This window comes from Halochromatium glycolicum (assembly GCF_016584085.1).
GTDB lineage: Bacteria > Pseudomonadota > Gammaproteobacteria > Chromatiales > Chromatiaceae > Lamprobacter > Lamprobacter glycolicus.
Genome location: NZ_NRSJ01000002.1, coordinates 60581 through 81755, shown reverse-complemented (window position 1 = coordinate 81755; position 21175 = coordinate 60581). Strand labels below are relative to the sequence as shown.

Genomic DNA, 21175 nt, shown 5'->3' with positions numbered 1-21175 from the left:
GTGGCCCAAGCCAAGATCACCCCTCCGACGCCCAAACGATCGACACCTTCGCGTCGGCGACGCGGCCTCGGAATCTGGGCCGCCCTATTCAGTACAGTCTTCCTGCTGGTGCTCACCGCCGGACTCGGGCTCGGGCTCTATGGCGTGCACCTGGACAAGGTCGTGCGCAGTAAGTTCGAGGGCAAGCGCTGGGCACTGCCAGCACGGGTGTACGCGCGTCCGCTGGAGCTCTATGTCGGGCGGCCAATGACCCAGGATGCGCTTGTCGGCGAGCTCCAGCGCCTCAAGTACCGCGAGACGGCAGACCTCGGGCGCGCCGGTAGCTTCAATACCGATGGCGACCGCGTCCTCATCCGCACGCGCCCCTTTCGCTATTGGGACGGCGCCGAATCGGAACGCCTGATCTCGGTGCAGATCGCAGACGGTGTGATCACCGATATGCGCTCGGGAGGCAATGGCCGTGACCTCGCGTTGGTCCGGCTGGACCCGGCCTTGATCGCCAGTATCTATCCGACGCATAACGAGGATCGGGTGCTGCTGCGCCGGCAGCAGCTGCCGCCACTCCTGGTCAAGACGCTGCTCGCCGTCGAGGATCGGAGCTTCTATCAGCATCTCGGCGTCGACCCCAGAGCCATCCTGCGTGCCGCCTTCGAGAACCTGATGGCCGGCCGCACGGTGCAGGGCGCCAGCACCCTGACCCAGCAGCTGGTCAAGAACTTCTATCTGACCCAGGAGCGCACGCTCGAGCGCAAGGCCAAGGAGGCCTATATGGCCGTGCTGCTCGACCACCGGTACTCGAAAGACGAGATCCTGACTGCGTACGCCAACGAGGTCTACCTCGGCCAGGACGGAAGCCGTGCGATCCACGGCTTTGGTCTGGCAAGCCGCTTCTATTTCGATCGCGATCTCGACGAGCTCTCGACTCCGCAGGTCGCGCTCCTCGTCGCGATCCTGAAAGGCCCAGGTGAATATAACCCGCGTCGGCACCCCGATAAGGCCACGGAGCGCCGCAATCTGGTCATCGACCTGATGGCCCACCATCAGGTGATCTCCGCCGCCGAGGCCGAGCAGGCCAAGTCCGCGCCGCTCGGTATCAAGGACGGCGGCGCCAAGCCGGCTGGCGACTACCCCTCATTCATCCAATTGGTGCGGCGGCAGCTCCAACGCGACTACCGCGAGGAGGACCTGCGCTCGGAAGGCCTGCGCATCTTCACGACCCTGGACCCGCTCATCCAGACCCAGACCGAAACCGCCGTGCAGACGCGTCTGCCCAAGCTCGATGCCCAGCGCGGATACAAGCGGGGCACCCTGGAGACCGCGGCGGTGGTCACCTCGGTCTCCCAAGGCGAGGTCTTGGCCCTGGTCGGCGGCCGCGACACCGACTATGCCGGCTTCAATCGCGCCCTGGACGCAGTGCGATCGGTCGGCTCGGCGATCAAGCCGGTGGTCTATCTGACGGCCTTATCGCAACCAGAGCGTTTCTCGCTGCTGACACCGATCGCCGATCGCCCGATCAGCCTGCGCATCGGCGGCCAGCTCTGGCAGCCCAAGAACTACGATCGGCGCACCCATGGCACAGTGCCGCTCTACCGCGCGCTGGCCAAGTCCTACAACCTTGCGACGATCAATCTCGGCCTCCAGGTCGGAGTCGATCACGTTGCAGACATGCTGGGGCGGCTCGGCGTCGTCCGTCCGGTCAAACGCGTACCGGCGATGCTGCTCGGCTCGGTCTCGCTGCCGCCGATCGAGCTCGCCCAGGTCTACCAGACCATCGCCGCCGGCGGCTTTCGTGCGCCGCTGCGCGCGATCCGGGAGGTGCTCGATGCCGCCGGCAAGCCGCTGAACCGCTATCCACTGGCGGTGGAGCCTGTCGTCAGCAGCGACGCGGCCTACCTAACGCAGTGGGCGATGCGCAAGGTTGTCGAGCAAGGGACTGCGACCTGGCTGAACCAGAAGCTGCCCGAGGACCTGCAGGTCGCAGGCAAGACCGGCACCACCAACGACATGCGTGACAGCTGGTTCGCTGGTTTCAGCAGCGACCGGGTCGTCGTGGTCTGGGTCGGCCGCGACGACAACAAGCCGATGGGGCTGACCGGCTCGAGCGGTGCGTTGCGGGTCTGGGGCGACATCATGGCCTCGATCGACAATCAATCGCTCCGCGATGCGGCGCCCGACTCCATCGAGCTCGCGAGCGCCTGCGGCAGCAGCGAGATCCCCTTCAGTCGCGGACATGCTGGCGTGAGCAACTGCGGCAGCCAAGGCGGACCGGACAAGGCCGCCCCAGCTGAGCAGGAGCCCAAGCTCGCGCAAGGCCAGACATCGGAACCGAGCGACCCGGCACCGCCACGACGAGAACGCGATGAGCCACGCAACGTGAGTCCCTTCATGAGTGATTTCTACGGAAACTGACGATGTCCAAGCACCTGATCCTGCTCGCGCTCCCTCTATTGCTGTTGTCAGCCTGCGCGCCGATGGAACGCCAGGGCCCTCCGGCGCCGGTCGTCGATAATCAGACCCCGGCGGCCTCTCCCCCCGCCCCGGTCATAGATCAGACGCAGGGGGAAACGGAACCGGAGCCGACGCGGGTCTATGCCTATACGCCACCGGAGTCGATCGAGGCATCTCCTGAACGCTCGGCCGAACCGACTGTCGCTTCGCCCTCGTCCGATTCGCCAACGGGCGAAATAGCCGCTGAGCAGCCCCAGACGGCCCAGAGCGCCTCAGCGACCGATCAAGAAGCAGCGCCAGAACCGGACGACCCGCGCAGCACATCCAGCCCCGCGCAACAAGCCAATAACCAAGCGGCACCAGCCAGCGAGCCAAGGGGCTCGACATCAGCGCCTTCGGCCTCCCCAACCCCATCCACCGCGCCTCAGTCCACCGCCGAAGCAGCGGCGCCGCCCGCGCCAGAGGTCGCCAGCGCCGCCCCGCAACAGTCCGCGCTGGCCCCGACCGACATGCCGCCGGCGGTCTCGGCACTCGCTCAGCGTGCCGAGCAGCAACGCCAATCGGGCGACTCCGGCGGTGCCGCGGCGACGCTGGAGCGCGCGTTGCGTATCCAACCCCAGGAAGCCTACCTGTGGAACCGGCTTGCACGCGTGCGCCTCGAGCAAGGGATGAGCGATTCCGCCGCCAAGCTGGCCACGCGCTCGAACGCGCTGACCGGTGACCAGCCCGCGCTGAAGAGCAATAACTGGGAGATCATCGCCACTGCGAAACGTCAAGCAGGCGACATCGAGGGGGCGGTCGAGGCTGAGCGCAAGGCCGCCGGCGGCTGAGCACGGGCTGCTGGAGGCGCCGATGGCGGCCGAAGCGGAGGCCGAAGCAGGGGCCGAAGCGAGAATCGGTGCCGCAGCAAGCCCAGCGCAACAGGCCGCCGTCGATGCACTCGCTCCCGACGGCGCGCTCGCACAGGGCCTGCCGCATTTCCACTATCGCCCTCAGCAGCAGGCGATGGCGGCCCGTATCGCCGCGGCGCTCGAATCCGGCGCCACCCTCATCTGCGAGGCTGGCACTGGCACCGGTAAGACCTTCGCCTATCTGGTGCCGGCCCTACTGAGCCGCCGAAAGGTCGTCATCTCGACCGGCACGCGCAACCTCCAGGATCAGCTGTTCCAACGCGACATCCCGCTGATCAGAGAGGCCATGGGCGCCCCCATCCAGATCGCGCTGCTGAAGGGGCGCGCCAACTACCTGTGCCGCTACCGGCTCGATCTCGCGCTCGCCGAACCCGACCGACAGCGGCCCGAGGCGCGCCGGCACCTACAGACCGTGCGTGATTGGGGTCATTCCACGCGCCTGGGCGACATCGCCGAGCTCGCAATCCCGGAGCAGGACCCGGTCTGGCCGGTCGTGACATCGACCGCCGACAATTGCCTCGGCCAGAATTGCCCGGACTTCAGCGGCTGCCACCTGCTCGAGGCGCGCCGCCGCGCGCAGGCGGCCGAGGTCGTGGTCGTCAACCATCATCTATTGTGTGCCGATCTCGCGCTGCGCGACGAGGGCTTCGGTGAGGTGCTGCCGGGTGCCGATGCCTTCATCGTCGACGAGGCGCATCAGCTCCCCGAGATCGCGGCGAGCTTCTTCGGCAGCTCGATCAGCGCACGCCAACTCGTCGAGATCGCCCGCGATATCGAGGTCCAATACCGCCGCGATGCAGACGACCTGCCGGCGCTGCCGCATGCCTGTGATGCCGTGCGCCTGGCCGTCGCCGAACTGCGTCTCCGTCTCCGTGAGAGCCTCGGCAGCGACGACAGGCGCGGTGCGTGGCAGGAGATCGAGCAGGCAACTGCCGTTCAGGCGGCGATCGTCGACGTGAGCGAGGCGCTCGCAGGGCTCGAGCGCGCGCTGGAGCCGATCGCCGAGCGCTCACGCGGACTCGAGCAAGGTGTGGCACGGGTCAAGTCGATTCAGGCTCGCCTCGACAGCCTTATTGCAACGGCGCCCGACGCAGAGACGGAAAGCGTGCGCTGGTTCGATCTCCAAGGACGCGGCTTCCGCTTCCATCAAACGCCGCTCGAGGTCTCCGAGGTCTTCTGCACCCGGCGTGAGCAGCATCAGGCAGCCTGGGTCTTCACCTCGGCCACCCTCGCGGTCGGTGACTCCTTTGACCATTTCGCGCTACGGATCGGCTGTGAGGGGGTCGCCACGGCACACTGGAACAGCCCCTTCGATTACCAGCGCCAGGCGCTGCTGTATTGTCCGACACCGATGCCGGAGCCTTCGCAGCCTGGCTATACCCGGCGCGTCGCCGAGGTCGCCCTTGCCGCACTGGAGATCAGCCGGGGCCGCGCCTTCCTGCTCTTCACCAGCCACCGTGCGCTGCGCGCCGTGGCCGCCTGGCTCGAGCCGCGCATCGGCTATCCGCTGCTGGTCCAGGGCAGTGCACCACGGGCCGAGCTGATCGCGCGGTTCCGCGCGCTCGGCAACGCCGTGCTGCTCGGCACCGCAAGCTTCTGGGAGGGGGTCGACGTGCGCGGTGAGGCCCTCTCCTGCGTGATCATCGACAAGCTCCCGTTCAGCTCCCCGGCTGATCCGGTGCTGCAGGCGCGGGTCGAGGCGCTGCGGCGCCAGGGCGGCAACCCGTTTCGCGATCTCCAGCTCCCGCAGGCGGTGATCGCGCTCAAGCAGGGCGCAGGCCGCTTGATCCGCGACCCGGATGACCGCGGCGTGCTGGTGGTCTGTGACCCGCGCCTGACTCGGCGCGGCTACGGGCGGGTGTTCCTCGACAGCCTACCGCCGATGGCGCGCACCGATACCCTTGACGACCTGCGCGCCTTCTTCGCCGCTCAGCCGGCTGGCGATGCCTGCACCAACGCGAGCATCTCCTCGTAGCTCAACTTGCCGCCATCATCAGCCCCACTCAACAGCCCATCGGCCAGGTCCCGCTTGCTCGCGTGCAGCTTCAGGATGCGCTCCTCGATGGTGTCCTTGGCCACCAGCCGATAGACGGTGACCGGCCGCTCCTGACCAATACGATGCGCCCGATCCGAGGCCTGGTCCTCGACCGCCGGATTCCACCAAGGGTCCATATGGATGACGTAATCGGCCGCGGTCAGGTTTAGCCCCGCGCCCCCAGCGCGCAGGCTGATCAGGAACAGCTCGCCATCGCCAGCTTGGAAGGCCTCGACGGCCGCCCGCCGCTGCGGCTCTGGCGTTGAGCCGTCGAGGTACTGATAGCGGATCTGACGCCGGTCGAGATGGGCGCGGATCAAACTCAAGTGGTCGACGAACTGACTGAAGACGAGCGCCTTGTGGCGATTGTCGAGCAGCTCGTCGACGATCTCGGCAAAGGCATCGAGCTTGGCGCTAGGGAGGTCCGTGCCCGGCAGCGCGAGGCTGGGATGGCAGCAGGCGCGGCGCAGACGCATGATCTCGGCGAGCAGCAGCAGCCGCTTGTGCCCGGCCCCGGCCTGACTGCCCTCCTTGTCCAGCCGCTCGACCGCCTCCCGCCGCAGCGCCTCGTAGAGCGCCATCTCGCCCGCGCTCAGCTCGAGCCGGATGTCGATCTCAGTGCGCGGCGGCAGCTCGGCAAGCACATCACTCTTCAACCGCCGCAGGATGAAGGGCTTGATGAGTTGGCGCAGCCGGTGGCGCGCCTGCTGGTCTCTATCCTGCTCGATCGGCGTCGCGAACCGCTGGTTGAAGCGTTGCAGCGAGCCGAGCAGGCCGGGATTGATGAAACGGAACAGGTTCCAAAGCTCACCGAGATGATTCTCGATCGGGGTACCGGTGGTGATCATCCGAAACCCGCCCTTGAGCGACATCATCGCCTGCGAGCGTTTGGTCATCGCGTTCTTGAACGCCTGCGCTTCGTCGGCAACGATGGTCTGCCAGTTTATCCGGCTCAACCGCTCGCGCTCGCTCTGCAGCAGCCCGTAGCTGCAGACGATCAGATCGAACGGCCCGGCCGCATCCAGCATCGCCTCGCGCTCGCCGTCGCCGAAGCGCAGCGGCCGCAAGGTCGGCGCGAAGCGTTGCGCCTCGCTGATCCAATTGCCGCAGACCGAGGTCGGCGCGACGACCAGGGTTGGCCCCGCCGGTGCGCGCGCCAGGATCAAGGCCAGCGCCTGCAGGGTCTTGCCGAGCCCCATGTCGTCGGCCAAGCAGGCGCCTGCACCCCAGTGCGCAAGCCGCGCGAGCCAGCGAAAGCCCTCGCGCTGATAATCACGGAGCTCCGCCTGCAGTGTCGTAGGCAGCTGAGGTTCGAACGCCTCGATCTGCCGCAGGCGCCGCAGCAGCCCCTGCCACGCATCACTGGCCTCGACCTGGACGTCCTCGAGCAGCTCCTGCACCGCCGGCGCCGCCAACGGATGGAAACGTCCTTCATCAAGCAGAGCCGAGAGCCCCTGCAGACGCCGACGCAAGGCGTTGCTCAAGACCAGAAAGTCACCCTCGCCAAGGCGGACATAGCGCCCCTGGGCCTCCGCGGCGCGTTCGATCAGCTCGCGCATCGCAAGCACTCGCCCATCATCGAGCCTGAGGCCGCCGGCCACATCGAACCAATCGTTCTTCTGCCGGACCTTCACCTGCAGCCGGCTCAAGCCGAGCTCCTCGCTCAGTATCTTTCGCTGACCCTGAGGCCAATCCAGCTGCACCTGATCCCCGAGCGCATGCAACTGCTCCAGGGCAGCGAGCGCCTCGGCAGGATCGAGCAGGTCCCAAGTCCATCCCTGCTCATCATCGAAGCCTCCGCCCTCGATCCGGTCGATCTCCTCCGCCGTGCCCAGCGCGGGACAGGCAGCGCGCACGGCCTCGGCGGCAGCCCGCTCGGCCTGGAGATCACGCACACAGCGCTGCGGCCGACCCTCACACTCGCCGAACAATCCAACGCGCCCGGAACCGGGGCGCAGCTGCGGACCGGCTTCTCCGAGCGGATGGATGTAGAGCTCGATGCGCAACCCTTCCCCCACCGGGGACAGGTGCAAGTGGGGGCGCGCATCGGCCTCGACGAGATCCGCCTGACTGCCGCCACCGATATCGGAATGCACCGTGAGCAAGGGGGCCAACGCGATCAGGCTGTCCAACACTGCTTGCTCACCCGACTTGGGGACGTTCAGCCCCTCAGGACCCAGGATGCGCGCGATCTCCTGATGACCGGAATCGAACTGAAACAGGCGCAGGCGTTGCGGTCCCTCTTGCACCGGCCGCAACGAGCGATCCTCGGCGGGATAGGGCTCCAGTGTCACGAGGAGGTCCTGCTCTCGGCGCATCACCGTCAATGCCGGCTCGCCATGCTTCAGTTCGACTGGTGTCTCCGGTGAATCGGACTGAAACACGAACGGATGCCCGATCGCCGCCGCCAGCGCGCGGTCGGGGTCTAGACTGTAGCCTGTGCGGCCGTCCCGCCCGGACCACCCGGCCTGCCGAGGGACGATCGCAGCGCAGATCGCCCGGTCCTTCGGTGTCAGATAAGGGAAGCGTTCGGGCTCTTCGGCGAGCCGCTGCAGCGAAACCGCCCGCCCCTGCGTCCAGCTTCCACGCTTGGTCCGTTTCTGCTCGCGCGGCTCGAGCACCGCCATCTCACCGTTCCAGGTCAACAGCCAGGCCATACGGAGCTCCGCCTCCTGGCGCCGAGCAGGCGATTGCGCTGTATTCGTCTGCTGAGCCGCCAGGCCTTTTAACGCCTCGAGCGCGATCTCCCATTGCGGCCGCGGCTCCAGCAGATCAACCATCGAGGTCGGTGGCGGCTCGGGCGACGGTCGCGCGCGCACTGCCGGGGCGGCATCAAAGCGTTCGAGCAACGCTATCGCCTCCGAGGCATACCAATCGAGGCCGGCCTGCGCAGCCTGTTCAGCAGCCCTTGCGAGTGCAGCCAACCGATCCACCGGTGGCCGATTGCCAACCCAGTGCATCGTCAGGCACTGGAACAGCAGCGGGAACGGACCCCGCGGGGCCAGACTGTGCGCCAGCCAGATGCTCTCATCGGCGCGGCGCTCGCCGACGAGGACGCCGGCAAGCTCGTCGAGCAATCGGTACACCGGCTCGAGCAGATCCGTCACACTCGCGCGGAGACAGACGGCGATCAGCTGTCGCACCTGTATGAAGTCCTCGGGATTACCGCGCTGCAGCAAGGCCAGCAGATGCAGCACGCCCGGTATGCCAGGGATGTAGACATGACGCTTGCGCGCGCGCCGCCGCAGTTGCTGCAGAGCCGTCTCGTAGGCATCGAGGGCAGCCTTGTAGTCACCAAAGACGAATTGGCGCCAACCGGTCAGTATCAGCGCCTGCGGGTCATCGCGCCCCAACAGCAGCGGCGCGACCTGCGCAAGCCTTCCGCGCTGCAGCCGCTGCTCGGCCAATGCATCGGCAGCGTCAGGGCAAGCCGGCGCCAAAGGCGCGAGCAACCGTTCCAGCAGTTGGTAGGAGCTGGGCTTGGCATTCAGGTCCAAGGCCGCTTCCCGCAGCATCGGCGCGAGCGCCAATACCTTGAGTCGCTCGGGCAGGGTCTCGAGCCAGCCCGGGTCGGCCGCGCGAGTGCAGATGCGCGAGAAGGGCTCGACCTGGCGGTAGCGCACCTGGGACAGTGACGGCAGCCCCTGCAACGAGAGCATCTTCAGGATCTCGTCCTCACGCCCCGAGTAGACCGCGATGCGCAGCAGTCGGAAACGACGCTCATCGCTGGGTCGATCCCAGGCATTGCGCATCGGCGTCGGCACGACCTGCTCAGCGGCTGCGACGATGGCCTCGAAGCTGCCGTCCGCAATCGTCTCCCGCGTCAGCGGTTCGAGCAGATCCGGATGGCAAACCAGGGCGTTGCGGCGATACTCGATCAGCCCGGCATTCGTGAGGCGATCGCGCAGCGGTTTACCGAGCCGAGCTTGCAGCTCGATGCCCCGACGATCCTTCCAACCCAGCTCTTTGAGCAGGAGGCCCCAGGTTGTCTGGGTCACAGGCTCCGAGACCACCGACAGGGCGCGGAGCATCCGGCGCTCATCGGCGACGAGCGCTTGATAAGCAGCGCGACGATCAGTCATCGTTGAGGGTTTGCAACAAGGCACGACGCACCACCCCAGCGCTCAGCGCACAGGGATGGTGGGTCAGATCGCCAAGGCGTGACAGCATGAACCGTTTCTGGAGCGGATGTTTCTGGAGCTGGGAGAGCAAAGGACGGCCAAGAGCGTCGCAAGAATGGCCTCATGGTACAGTCTCAACGCGGTTTGATGCGCTTTCAGCCAGCCTGCCACAACGCACTCTGATCGCTGCCTGATCCCATTGCTGCCCGGTGCTCAGCTCAAGCCTCGATAAGCCGATGAAACTCCTCGCACTCGAAACCGCCGGTCCCTGGTGCTCGGCAGCGTTAATGATCGGCGATCAGATCGAGCAGCGTCTCGAGGACGCGCCGCGTCGCCATGCCGATCTCATCCTGGGCATGATCGATGGGCTCCTGCAGGAAGCGGACCTGAGTCTGGCCGACCTCGATGCGGTCGTATACGGTCGCGGACCGGGCTCATTCACAGGCGTACGGATTGCCGCGGCCGTGGCCCAAGGTATCGCGTTCGGGGCAGGCGCCGGCGTGATAGGGGTCTCGACGCTCGCCGCAACGGCCCAATCGGCCCGTAGGCAGACCGGTCAGTCCCATCTCGCCTGTGCCCTCGACGCCCGCATGGGCGAGGTCTATTGGGCATACTTCGAAGCCGAGCCTGAGCATCCAGATCTACGAATGATCGAGGATGAGTGCGTCGTCGCGCCGGAGCGCGTTCCGCTCCTGCCGGACCGGGATTGGTGTGCGGTCGGTGACGGTTGGAATGCCTATCCATCCCTCTACGAGCGCCAAGGCGAGCGCATCAGCGAGCGCAGCGAAGCGATCAGGGCAGAGGCGCAGGACCTGCTGCTGTTGGCTCAGCTCGAGATCGCAAACGCACCGCCCAGGCGGGCGGCCGACGCACTGCCGAGGTATCTGCGCAATCATGTCGCAGAGGTCAGCCGATCGACCTGATCACGGGCCTGATCATGAGCCTGATCACTGGTCTGATCAGGCCGGCCCTGATCGTCTCAGACCGCGAGCAGCCCGCGAGATGGCGCTCGGCACCAAGCTCTCGGGCTGCTCGAACCGGCTTGCCCGGAGGCTGCTAGGCCCCTTGGCTCAGATGTCGATCCTGTTGAGCGGGCGAAGAGTGATGTCGACAATGCCGACGCATGCAAGAGATGACGTAATGGACCAGTGTGGCCTCGACCGCAACGAAGGCGATCACCGCAACGGCGATACGCAGCTGCGGATCGGGCTGCGACAGTCCGAGCGTGAGCCAGGTGATGAAACCGGTCATCGACGCGATCACGGTCATCAGGACGAATGGCCAGGGCGAGGAAAAACACGTCTTACACAACTTCATGGGAACCATCCTCTTGGCGCAAAGACGCTGCCAGTGCTTCAGTTTTTGGTGGAATACCTTTCTAGCATAGCGGAAGTCGGAGCAGTCGACGACAACCCGCGTTGAAGATTCACGCTTTGACGGCTGCGAATGGCAGTCGATCAGCGTTTGAACAGGATGGAGTTCGACAGAACCGGTTACAACAGCGCGTTATCCATGTTTCACGTCGCAGACAGTCTCGTCCAGGCAGCCGCTACCTGCCTCATTGAGTCCGACCCAGCACGCAAGGTCGAATGCACACGCGAGGTCGCGGCGCGCTGGCGCCGGGGCGAGTTAGCAGCCAGCACGCCAGGCCCATGGCAACCGCACGAAACCCCGGGAAGACCAAGCCGCCCGCAGCTCGTCCCGGCGAGGGCGCTGCCAAAGCGCAAGCTCACCACGGCGCAGGGCCGGGCGTCGCTGATCCACGCAGTGGCCCATATCGAGTTCAACGCGATCAACCTGGCTTGGGATGCCGTCCAGCGCTTCACCGAGATGCCCGATACCTTCCGGCAAGATTGGACACAGGTCGCGATCGAGGAAGCCGAGCACTTCGCGCTGCTGCGCGAACGCCTGCAGACATTGGGCTACGATTACGGCGACCTCCCTGCTCATGACGGCCTCTGGGATATGGCGAGACGCACAGCCGGCGATGCGCTGGAACGGATGGCACTGGTGCCAAGGGTGCTCGAGGCCCGCGGCCTTGATGTGACACCCGGCATGATCGAACGGCTGCGCACCGTCGGTGACGACGAGACCGCCGACCGGCTAGGCGTCATCCTCCGCGACGAGGTCGGCCATGTCGCCGTCGGCAATCGCTGGTACAGGCATCTCTGCCAAGACCGCGGTCTCGACCCGAGTAGCACCTTTACCGACCTGATCAAGCGTCATCTACACGGCGAGATCCGATGCCCACTGAACCGCGAAGCACGATTGGAGGCCGGCTTCGCCGCAAGCGAGATCGACGCGCTTGAAGACCTGTGTCGAGGGGGTTGACTGCCGAGCCGGAGACGCGGGCGGCGCTTCACTCGCAGAACTAAGAAGCCCGAACAGAATGGCCCCTGAGGCCACTTGGATCAGAAGCTTGCGCGAGTCAAGCGGCCGCTTTGGTAGGGTCTCTCAGGGCGTTTGGAGATTGGCTAGTGAAAGCCGGATTGGAATCGAGTGCGAATCCGAGCTGCTACGACATCGCGAGATAAGCATCGCCGCGGCCGTCTAAGCGCACCTGCGCCAAGACGATCTCGTCTCAGCGACCGCAATACTCGACCCCAAAAAGCCAGCGAGCGCGGTACAAAAACCGTACACTGAAACGCATACTGACCAGAAACTAGGGCTGCAACAATGACGCAACCACTTGATTTAAATGGTCGGGGTGAGAGGATTCGAACCTCCGGCCCCTGCCTCCCGAAGGCAGTGCTCTACCAGGCTGAGCTACACCCCGAAATCTGATTTTGCTCTGCGAGCGACCCCTCACGGGGACCGGGAATCCCAAATCAGTAGGTCCGCGCGACCGCAAAGTCGGCGGTCGCAGCCATTGAGTTGCGGCTCGGTGTTTCAGGAACCGCTCCCAATGCCCGCTTCGCTGCGGCTGCATGCCAGCGAGCAAGCTCGACAGTATAGTCGATTGCTTTCGTTGCGACAATAGCCTCGACGACATCGTCGATGTGCTTGCGCCCACCTTCCTCAATGGCTCGGCGCACGCAGTTGCGTTGGGCCTCACTACCGACCTCCATCGCACGAATCACCGGAAGTGTGGGCTTCCCTTCGTCAAGATCATCGCCGATCTTCTTTCCGATCACGCCGTCGTCTGAGACGTAGTCAAGCGCGTCATCGACCAACTGAAACGCGATGCCAAGATGCAGTCCGTAGTTCGCCATCGCGGTCTCGACCTCATCAGAGGTCTCCGTGAGCACCGCTCCAAGTCGCGTTCCGGCCTCAAAGAGCGTGGCCGTCTTGCGTTGGATGACCTCCATGTAGCGCGCCTCATCGGTCCCGGCATCGTTGGCATTCAACAGCTGTAAGACCTCGCCCTCGGCGATGCGCGCGGTCGCGCCGGCCATGACCTCCATGATGCGCAGGTTGCCAACATCGACCATCATCTCGAAAGCGCGAGCATAGAGGAAATCGCCGACCAGAACGCTCGCCTCGTTGCCCCAGACCGTGTTGGCAGTATCCCGGTTCCGCCGCAGCTCCGAGCCGTCGACGACGTCGTCGTGCAGCAGTGTCGCCGTATGGATGAACTCGACGATTGCGGCTGCATCGAGGTGGCGCGCCCCTTGATAGCCACAGGCGCGAGCCGCAAGCAGCACGAGCAGCGGGCGCAGGCGCTTGCCGCCACTACTGACGATGTAATGGCCGATCTGGTTGATGAGAGCCACGTTCGACTGAAGCCGGTCGACGATGAGACGGTCAACGGCCCTCACGTCATCGGCCACCGGGGCCCGAATCTGAGAAAGATCCATGTAGTGGGGTCTACTGCTGATAAGGCCCGCGAATGCTAGGTTCGAGCTTCAACGGTGTCAAGCGTCGCAGCAGCAATGAGCCGTCCAAAGGCTTTGACCAGTGCCTCGCCATCAGGCATACTGCACGGTCTTGCGAGGAGCGCAGGCGCGCCCTAAGCGCTGTTGCCCGTCGCTCTCGAAGGCAGACCTGGAGCAGTCTTTGCTCGGTTCGCTCCCGGTTCGCTGCGGGCTCAGGAGCGAATATCGTCCAAGCATGGTCCAAGCCGAGCTGACTGCAAGACGACCGGCTTATCCTGCAACAGGTCATGACGTGCGACGACGCTTTTGTCGGCGTGACCCACCCCTAGAGCGAAGGGTCTCGGCTGTAGCGTTAGGATAAGCCTTAGGTAGAGGCCCTATCAAAATGCCCGGCTAGCCTGCACAAATTGCTGGTCGGCTAGACCGTAGAGGGCATGCTGTTAGTGCTTCCGAATCGTTAGGGCTTTGCAAGCCCTGGGACAGCATGATCGACCCGCCGGGTTGTGCTGTGGGCCTGAGCTCGCATCGTCGCTGTCGAATACATCATTATCAGTTGCGATAAAACCGCAGGGTCGCGCTGATCGTGATGCGCCTCCGTCCGGTTGGCCCCGCCAACCCGAGCACGCTGGCACCGGTTGTTATCTCACTATTAGGCTATTAGGCACCCCGAACGACAATCATGTACGCAATCATCGAAACTGGCGGTAAGCAATACCGGGTTGCTGAAGGTGACCTCTTGACCGTCGAGAAGCTCGACGTCGACGAGGGGGCGTCTTTGGACATTCCCCGGGTACTGATGCTCGCCGATGGCGACTCCGTGCAGCTTGGCAGGCCTTATGTCGAAGGGGCCAAGGTCACGGCCGAGGTCACGAATCACGGCAAGCACGCCAAGGTGAATATCATCAAATTCAAGCGGCGCAAGCATCACCTGAAGCGGCAGGGCCATCGCCAGCCCTTCACCCAGCTCAAGATCACCGGCATCGGCGCAAGCTGAATCCCTTGGCTGCATGCGCCCAACGAGAGAGATAGATTCAAATGGCACATAAGAAGGCAGGCGGCAGCTCGAGAAACGGCCGCGATTCCGAATCTAAACGGCTAGGCGTCAAGCTTTTCGGCGGGCAAACGGTGCGCGCCGGCAACATCATCGTCCGCCAGCGCGGAACGCGTTTTCATTGCGGCGAACATGTCGGCTGCGGACGTGATCACACCTTGTTCGCGCTCAAGGACGGCGTGGTGCGCTTTGAGGTCAAAGGGCCCCGCAACCGCAAGTTCGTGAGCATCGAGCCAAGCGAGACGGGCGGCAGCGCCGCGACGTCCGGCTGAAGACTGGGTCAGACTCGGCCTGCGGCCGGAACCAGTACCGGCCAGCCTGCCAGTGCCGGCCGGCCAGGCTGCCAGCGCCGGCCGACCAGTCTGCCAGCGCCGGCCAGATACGATTCCGCCAACCCGGGACAGCAGAAGGGTCGACTCGACCTCTACCCCCTTCCTGCCCGACCCCGCCCGAGTGGCGTAGGACACCCCATGACCCGTCGATCCCTTGAGGCGACGGATCGCCCTCGAATCGGATCGGGAGCGCCCGCGTGAAATTCGTTGATGAAGCCGAGATCCGCGTCGAGGCCGGTGACGGCGGCAATGGCTGCGTCAGCTTTCGGCGTGAGCGCTTTATCCCGAAGGGCGGCCCCGACGGTGGGGATGGCGGTGACGGCGGCAGTGTGTTCCTGGTCGGCGACCCGGGCCTGAACACGTTGGTCGATTTTCGCCATGCACGGCGGCATCGCGCCGAGCGCGGCCACGATGGAAGCGGGCAGAACCGGACCGGCCGCTCCGGCCAGGATGCCTTGATCCCCGTCCCGCTCGGGACCCGAGCAATCGACCTCGAGACCGACGAGGTGATCGGCGAGGTACTGCAGCCTGCGCAACGCCTCCTGGTTGCGCAAGGCGGTTTTCACGGCCTCGGCAATACCCGCTATAAGTCCAGCACCAACCGCACGCCGCGCCAATCCAAGCCCGGCACTGCCGGCGAGCGCAGGCGGTTGCGTCTCGAACTGCTGCTGCTCGCCGATGTCGGGCTGGTCGGGCTACCCAACGCGGGAAAATCGAGCCTGATTCGCCAGCTCTCGAGCGCCCGCCCACGCGTTGCCGATTACCCATTCACGACCCTCCATCCCAACCTCGGCGTGGTTCGGACCGGCGCGCGCCAGAGCTTCGTCATGGCCGACATCCCCGGGCTGATCGCCGGAGCAGCAGAAGGCGCCGGTCTAGGGACGCATTTTCTCAAGCATCTCAATCGCACCCGGCTGCTGCTGCACCTGATCGATATCGCCCCACCTGAGGGCAGCCCATCACCAACTGAGCAGGCGAAGACCATCGCCGCCGAGCTGGCGGCGCACGGTGAGGACCTCGCCGCGAAGGAACGTTGGCTGGTCTTGAACAAGTCCGACCTGCTCAGCCCCGCCGACGCCGAGACGAGGCAGCACGCGCTCACTGCGGCATTGCAATGGCGCGGCCCGGTCTTTCTCATTTCGGCGGCGACGGGTGCCGGCACTGCGGCGTTGGCCGCTGCCGTCCAGCATCACCTGCAAGCACTTGGTCACCCTTGGCAATCGGAGCCCGATGAGGACCTTGCCATGGCGGAAGACTGCTCGACCGATTGGCACCCGCTCGACTGAGCCCTCCTGATCCTGCGCCGCATCGGCCGGTCTCGCCTGTATGTTTAACCGCGAACGCATCCCGTTTACTCGCCGCTGGGTCGTCAAGATCGGCAGCGCACTGCTGACCCGCGACGGGGCCGGCCTCGACCTGCAGGTGCTCGAGCCCTGGGTCGCCCAGCTCACCGCATGGCGCCATGCCGGACACGACCTCGTGCTGGTCTCGTCCGGGGCGGTTGCACAAGGGATGGCTCGGATGGGCTGGCACCGGCGTCCACGGGCCTTGCATGAGCTTCAGGCGGCCGCTGCGATCGGCCAGATGGGACTGATCCGCGCCTGGGAGACCTGCTTCGCGCGCCGCGAACTGCATACCGCCCAAGTGCTGTTGACGCGCGACGACCTCGCCAGTCGCGAGCGCTACCTGAACGCGCGCAGTACGCTGCGCACACTGCTCGCCCTCGGCGTCATCCCGGTCGTGAACGAGAACGACACGGTCGCGACCGACGAGCTGCGCTTCGGCGATAACGACACCCTCGCCGCGCTGGTCGCGAACCTGATCGAGGCCGATCTGCTCGTGCTGCTGACCGACCAGGACGGCCTGTTTGACGCCGATCCCCGCAAGCAGCCCGACGCCAAGCTGATCGCCGAAACCCGAATCGACGATAACCGCCTCGACGCGGTCGCCGGCGGCAGCGATAACGGTCTGGGCAGCGGCGGCATGGTCACCAAGGTCCGCGCGGCACGACTGGCCGCCCGCTCGGGCTGCGCGACCATCATTGCGGCTGGGCGCAGCGCCGATAGCCTTGGGCGCATTGGCCGCGGCGAGGCGGTCGGCACCCTGCTACGCCCCGTCCAGGAACCACAGGCGGCGCGCAAGCAATGGCTGGCTGGACATCTGCGCGTGAGCGGCCGCCTGATATTGGATGCCGGCGCTGCACGCGCGCTGCGTGAGCAAGGCCGGAGTCTGCTCGCGGTCGGCGTCAAGGCTGTGCGCGGGGAATTCAAGCGCGGCGAGGTGGTCGCCTGCGTCGACGAGCAAGGCCGCGAGATCGCCCGTGGGCTCGTTAATTATGACGTGCAGGACACCGACCGAATCAAGGGTCAGCCCAGCTCGGCCTTCGTCCGTATCCTCGGGTACATCGACGATGAGGAGTTGATCCATCGCGACAACCTCGTCCTGACCTAGCCCTTCAACCTTCAACCTTCAAACTTGCCACCCCGAATCAAAATCCATACCATTTGCCGGTGGTTTTTGGGGTAGGAGATCAGCGTATGCAGTCCACCATGGAACGCGCACGTTTCAATATGATCGAGCAGCAGGTGCGGCCTTGGGACGTCCTCGATGAACGCGTACTGGCAGTGATGCGCGAGCTGCCGCGTGAGGCATTCGTTCCAGACGCCTATAAGGGTCTGGCCCATGCGGATGTCGAGATCCCACTCGGCGAACAGGCGCAGATGCTAGCCCCGAAGCTGGTCGGGCGATTGTTGCAGGCACTGGCGATCCAGCCCGACGAAAGGGTTTTGGAGATCGGCACCGGGACCGGTTATGTCACGGCTTGCCTCGCCCTCCTCGGCGAATTCGTGGTCAGCTTGGAGATCGATCCCGCCTTGGCCGAGGGTGCACGGACCCGGGTCGGCGCAATGGGGCTCTCGCAGGTGGAGGTGCGCACGGCCGATGCGTTTGCAGGCCCGATTGATGGCGGCCCATTCGACGCGATTGCTGTCACCGGCTCCGTACCCACCAGCGAGCCCATTGCCGCCCTCAAGCGATTGCTCACCGACGGCGGGCGACTATTCATCGTAGTCGGCGAAGCACCGCTGATGCAGGCGCAACTGATTACCCGAGTCGGCAACGATTTCCGCCAGCAAGGGCTGTTCGAAACCAGTGTTCCGATGCTTCGCAATGCACCATTGCCGGAACGCTTCGCGTTCTGATAACCGCCTAGCCCAAAACGCAAGATGGAACAGATCACCCCGCAAGCCCTGAAACAGCTGCTCGATGAGGAAGGCACCATCGACGAGCAACCGCCATTGCTGCTCGATGTCCGCGAACCCTGGGAGCATGCCATCTGCCGCATTGACGGCAGTGAGCTCCTGCCGATGCGTCAGGTCCCTTCCACGATCGGCCGGCTCCAGCCCAATCGCCCGACAGTCGTCATCTGCCACCACGGCATCCGCTCACAACAGGTCGCCCGCTTTCTCGAGCAACAAGGCTTCGCACGCGTGATCAACCTGCGTGGCGGCATTGCGGCCTGGGCAAGCGACGTGGACCCCGAGATGCCGACCTACTGAGCCCCGAAACGGTGCTCGCCCACCACAAACGAGGATCGCGACATGAGCATTCATCAGGCGCCGATGCCCCTCTGCCAGAGTGCGTTCGCGCAGCTGCTCATCATCGATGCACAGGAGCGGCTGGCCGCCGCGATGCCCGATGACCTGCTGGAACGGACAGTTACCAACATCACTCGGCTCATCAGCTCAGCAAAGATCCTTGAGATCCCGATCATCTCGACCGAACAGTACCCGCAGGGCCTCGGCGAGACCATCCCCGCCGTGCGCGAGCAGCTCCCGGAGACCGCCGCGCCGACCAAGAAGACCTGCTTCTCCTGCTGCACCGCCGCCGGCTTCGAGCGCGCGCTGACCGAGGAGCCCAAACGCAAGCAGGTGGTCCTAGTCGGCATGGAGGCCCATATCTGCATCGTGCAGACGGCGTCGGGGCTGCAGCGCTGGGGCTATCAGGTGTTCGTTGCCGCCGATGCCATCTGCTCGCGCCATCCGGACAAGCGGGACAACGCGCTGGAGCGGATGCGGCATTCAGGCATCCATGTCACCAACACCGAATCGGTCGCATTCGAATGGCTGGGGGATTCCCAGCACGCGCAGTTCCGCGAGGTCTCCAAGCTCTTCAAGTAGGCCCGGCCCGAAGCGGTCAACCGGCCCGACTCTGGCCCGCAAGCCCGCGGCCGCTGGACGGACCTGCCGGCGACGTCCCGTCGCCTTGCTCCCCGGCCTCGAGCTGTTGATCGACCAATGCGAGCAACCGCGCCAACGCACCGCGGTTGCGCTGCACGAAGCCGAACGCCTGTTCACCCACCCGCGTTCGCTCGGCGGCATCGCCGAGCCAATGCTCGAGGAGTCCGGCCAATGCATCGGCATCGGTCACCTGCACCGCGCCGCCATCGGCCGCCAGGAGCCGCGTGATCTCGGCGAAATTGAAGCAGTGCGGGCCGACTGCAATGGGTACCGCCAATGCGGCTGCCTCGAGCAGATTATGGCCGCCGACCGGAACCAGGCTGCCGCCGATAAAGGCGGCATCCGCCGCCGCAAGGAACAGCGTCAGCTCACCCATGCTGTCCACCAAGTAGACCGAGCAGTGGTTGCCGCAGGTGCGCTCATCACTGCGGCGCACCATCGCGACGCCTTCGCGTCGCAGCAAGGCGGCGACCCGCTCAAAACGCTCCGGATGCCGCGGCACCAGGACCAGCAGCACCCCATCGACGCGCCGTTGCAAACGACGTTGAACCGCGATCAGCGCCTCCTCCTCGCCCTCGTGCGTGCTCGCTGCAACCCAGACCGGCCGGTTGACACCCCAGTCATGGCGCAGCACCTCGGCCCGATCCCAGAGGCTGGCCGGCAACTGCAGGTCGAACTTGATGCTCCCGGTGATGCGCACGCGCTCAGCATCCGCACCGAGACCAATGAACCGATCGGCGTCGGCCTGACTCTGTGCCGCGATCACCGCAAACCGGCGCAAGGTCGCCGCAGTGAAGCCACCGAGCCGTGCATAACCGCGCGCGGAGCGCTCAGACAAGCGTGCGTTCGCGAGCATGACCGGGATCGAGCGGCCCTGGCAGGCCGCGAGCATCGTTGGCCAGATCTCGGTCTCGACGACCAGCACCAGCCGCGGCCGCACCCGGTTCAAGAACCGGCGCATGATCCAGCCGAGATCGTAGGGCGTAAACGCATGCTGCACCCGCGCCGGGAACAGCTCACGCAGCCGGCGTGCACCGGTCGGGGTCGTCGTCGTGACCAGCACCTCGACCTCCGGCGTGCGCGCGAGCAGGTCGCGGATCAGCGGCTGCACCGCCTGGACCTCGCCCACCGAAACCGCGTGAATCCAGACATCGGCCGAACGCAACGGCCGCGGCCAGTAGCCAATGCGCTCGGTCCAGCTTTCGAGATAACCGCGATTTCGCAGCCCGCGCCAGACCAACCGCCCGAGCATGACGGGCAGCAGCAGCCACAAAAGCAGTGCGTAAAGCCAACGCCAGATCATCAGCGCACCCGGCTCAGTCGATGTGAAGCGCTGATCGACTCCTCTGCGGAACTCATAATTGGACTCCGTGCGCGTCCTGGGCCGAGTTCGTCGCAGGCGCCCTGCCTTGCCCATCCAGTGCATCGAGCAGTTCGTTGTCCTGCTCGAATCGCGCATCGGCAGCCCACCGACGCCAAGCCGCAAGCACCGGCTTGGGCCGGTGCTTGACCAACAGCTTCCAGGCAAAACCGATCAGGTTGTCGCCGAACGAGATCGCCTTGCGGGGCAACAGCAACGGATGGTCGAGCCGAGTCGCAGCACCGCGCAGGCAGGTCATGGCACTACGGTAACCTGCCTGCGCCGCCAACCGCACGCTGTGCTGATCGAAACTGCCGAATGGGTAACAAAGGTGCTCAACCGGCTGACCTAGCAGATCTTCGAGCTCGCTGCGGCTGTCGCGCAGTTCCTGCGCCTGCTCGGCAGGATCGAGCACGGCCAATCGGCGGTGCGTCTGGCTATGCGAACCGACAGTGATGCCCGCGGCCTGCACCGCACGCAGCTGCGCCGCGGTCATCAGTTCCGGCTGTGGGCGCTCCATACCGGAATCGGCCCATTGCATTCGTTTGCCGACCCATCCGCTGATCGCATAGACCGTAGCCGGAAAATCATATTCTTGGAGGACCGGCAGGGCTTCGTCAACGAACCCGGCATAGGCATCGTCAAAGGTCAGCAGCACCGCGCGCGGCGGCAGCGGCCCAGCACCAAAGAGCCCGGAGAGCGCCTGTTGGAGACCGATGACATGGAAACGACCCATCGCAAGCAATCGCATCTGCCGAGCAAATCGGCCGGCATCGCAATAGTTGGCCCGATGCGCCTTCATCGCCTTGAAGCGCCCGACCTGGTGATACATCAGGACGGACAAGCGCGGCTTAGGGCCAATGT

The 21175-nt window shown here is 65.3% G+C and carries 17 protein-coding genes and 1 tRNA gene; 12 read left to right on the top strand and 6 right to left on the bottom strand.

From position 1 onward, the window contains the following. From mrcB to CKO40_RS01605, 3 genes are read left to right on the top strand one after another with little or no spacing between them, the layout of a single operon-like run. Complete coding sequence (gene mrcB, locus CKO40_RS01615; RefSeq protein ID WP_338074095.1) at positions 1–2409, top strand: penicillin-binding protein 1B; 2409 nt, start codon at positions 1–3, stop codon at positions 2407–2409. Between the two features lie 2 nt (positions 2410–2411). After that, positions 2412–3278 carry a tetratricopeptide repeat protein gene (locus CKO40_RS01610; RefSeq protein ID WP_200344110.1) on the top strand — a complete coding sequence of 289 codons (867 nt, stop codon included), beginning with the start codon at positions 2412–2414 and terminating at the stop codon, positions 3276–3278. A gap of 22 nt (positions 3279–3300) precedes the next feature. Continuing rightward, complete coding sequence (locus CKO40_RS01605) at positions 3301–5334, top strand: DNA repair helicase YoaA (protein WP_200344109.1); 2034 nt, start codon at positions 3301–3303, stop codon at positions 5332–5334. On the opposite strand, the gene CKO40_RS01600 is transcribed toward CKO40_RS01605, so the two are convergent. Next, complete coding sequence (locus CKO40_RS01600; RefSeq protein ID WP_200344108.1) at positions 5289–9476, bottom strand: DEAD/DEAH box helicase; 4188 nt, start codon at positions 9474–9476, stop codon at positions 5289–5291. The two genes, CKO40_RS01605 and CKO40_RS01600, sit on opposite strands and share 46 nt — an antisense overlap. Positions 9477–9751: 275 nt before the next feature. Here CKO40_RS01600 and tsaB point away from each other — a divergent pair, with 275 nt between their 5' ends. Beyond that, positions 9752–10438 carry a tRNA (adenosine(37)-N6)-threonylcarbamoyltransferase complex dimerization subunit type 1 TsaB gene (tsaB, locus tag CKO40_RS01595; protein ID WP_200344107.1) on the top strand — a complete coding sequence of 229 codons (687 nt, stop codon included), beginning with the start codon at positions 9752–9754 and terminating at the stop codon, positions 10436–10438. A 133-nt stretch (positions 10439–10571) separates the two neighbouring features. Here tsaB and CKO40_RS01590 read toward each other — a convergent pair whose 3' ends face one another. After that, positions 10572–10832, bottom strand: coding sequence for a hypothetical protein (locus tag CKO40_RS01590; protein WP_200344106.1), 261 nt, complete (start codon positions 10830–10832; stop codon positions 10572–10574). Positions 10833–10961: 129 nt separating this feature from the next. On the opposite strand from CKO40_RS01590, the gene CKO40_RS01585 reads away from it, so the two are divergent. Beyond that, positions 10962–11846 (top strand): ferritin-like domain-containing protein, encoded by an 885-nt coding sequence (locus tag CKO40_RS01585; RefSeq protein WP_338074094.1) that lies wholly within the window; start codon positions 10962–10964, stop codon positions 11844–11846. A gap of 368 nt (positions 11847–12214) precedes the next feature. Here CKO40_RS01585 and CKO40_RS01580 read toward each other — a convergent pair. Next, positions 12215–12291, bottom strand: a tRNA-Pro gene (locus CKO40_RS01580). 52 nt (positions 12292–12343) lie between these two features. Further along, on the bottom strand, positions 12344–13312 hold the full coding sequence (locus tag CKO40_RS01575) for a polyprenyl synthetase family protein (protein ID WP_200344104.1): 969 nt from the start codon (positions 13310–13312) through the stop codon (positions 12344–12346). Positions 13313–14009: 697 nt separating this feature from the next. Here CKO40_RS01575 and rplU point away from each other — a divergent pair. The 7 genes from rplU (at position 14010) to CKO40_RS01540 (ending at position 18891) form a co-directional block, all read left to right on the top strand. After that, positions 14010–14324 carry a 50S ribosomal protein L21 gene (gene rplU, locus CKO40_RS01570; RefSeq protein WP_200344102.1) on the top strand — a complete coding sequence of 105 codons (315 nt, stop codon included), beginning with the start codon at positions 14010–14012 and terminating at the stop codon, positions 14322–14324. Between the two features lie 41 nt (positions 14325–14365). After that, positions 14366–14653 (top strand): 50S ribosomal protein L27, encoded by a 288-nt coding sequence (gene rpmA, locus CKO40_RS01565; protein WP_200344100.1) that lies wholly within the window; start codon positions 14366–14368, stop codon positions 14651–14653. 257 nt (positions 14654–14910) lie between these two features. Then, positions 14911–15999 (top strand): Obg family GTPase CgtA, encoded by a 1089-nt coding sequence (gene cgtA, locus CKO40_RS01560; protein WP_200344098.1) that lies wholly within the window; start codon positions 14911–14913, stop codon positions 15997–15999. Between the two features lie 40 nt (positions 16000–16039). Further along, a complete protein-coding gene (gene proB, locus CKO40_RS01555) occupies positions 16040–17164 on the top strand; it encodes a glutamate 5-kinase (protein ID WP_200344096.1) in 1125 nt (374 codons plus the stop codon). A gap of 98 nt (positions 17165–17262) precedes the next feature. Further along, complete coding sequence (locus CKO40_RS01550) at positions 17263–17913, top strand: protein-L-isoaspartate O-methyltransferase family protein (RefSeq protein ID WP_242476714.1); 651 nt, start codon at positions 17263–17265, stop codon at positions 17911–17913. Between the two features lie 24 nt (positions 17914–17937). Continuing rightward, complete coding sequence (locus tag CKO40_RS01545; RefSeq protein WP_200344092.1) at positions 17938–18270, top strand: rhodanese-like domain-containing protein; 333 nt, start codon at positions 17938–17940, stop codon at positions 18268–18270. A gap of 42 nt (positions 18271–18312) precedes the next feature. After that, positions 18313–18891, top strand: coding sequence for a hydrolase (locus tag CKO40_RS01540; RefSeq protein WP_200344090.1), 579 nt, complete (start codon positions 18313–18315; stop codon positions 18889–18891). Positions 18892–18907: 16 nt separating this feature from the next. On the opposite strand, the gene waaA is transcribed toward CKO40_RS01540, so the two are convergent. Both waaA and CKO40_RS01530 read right to left on the bottom strand, forming a co-directional pair. Continuing rightward, complete coding sequence (waaA, locus tag CKO40_RS01535; protein ID WP_200344087.1) at positions 18908–20254, bottom strand: lipid IV(A) 3-deoxy-D-manno-octulosonic acid transferase; 1347 nt, start codon at positions 20252–20254, stop codon at positions 18908–18910. A 52-nt stretch (positions 20255–20306) separates the two neighbouring features. Continuing rightward, positions 20307–21143 (bottom strand): polysaccharide deacetylase family protein, encoded by an 837-nt coding sequence (locus tag CKO40_RS01530; RefSeq protein ID WP_242476713.1) that lies wholly within the window; start codon positions 21141–21143, stop codon positions 20307–20309. Positions 21144–21175: the final 32 nt, after the last annotated feature.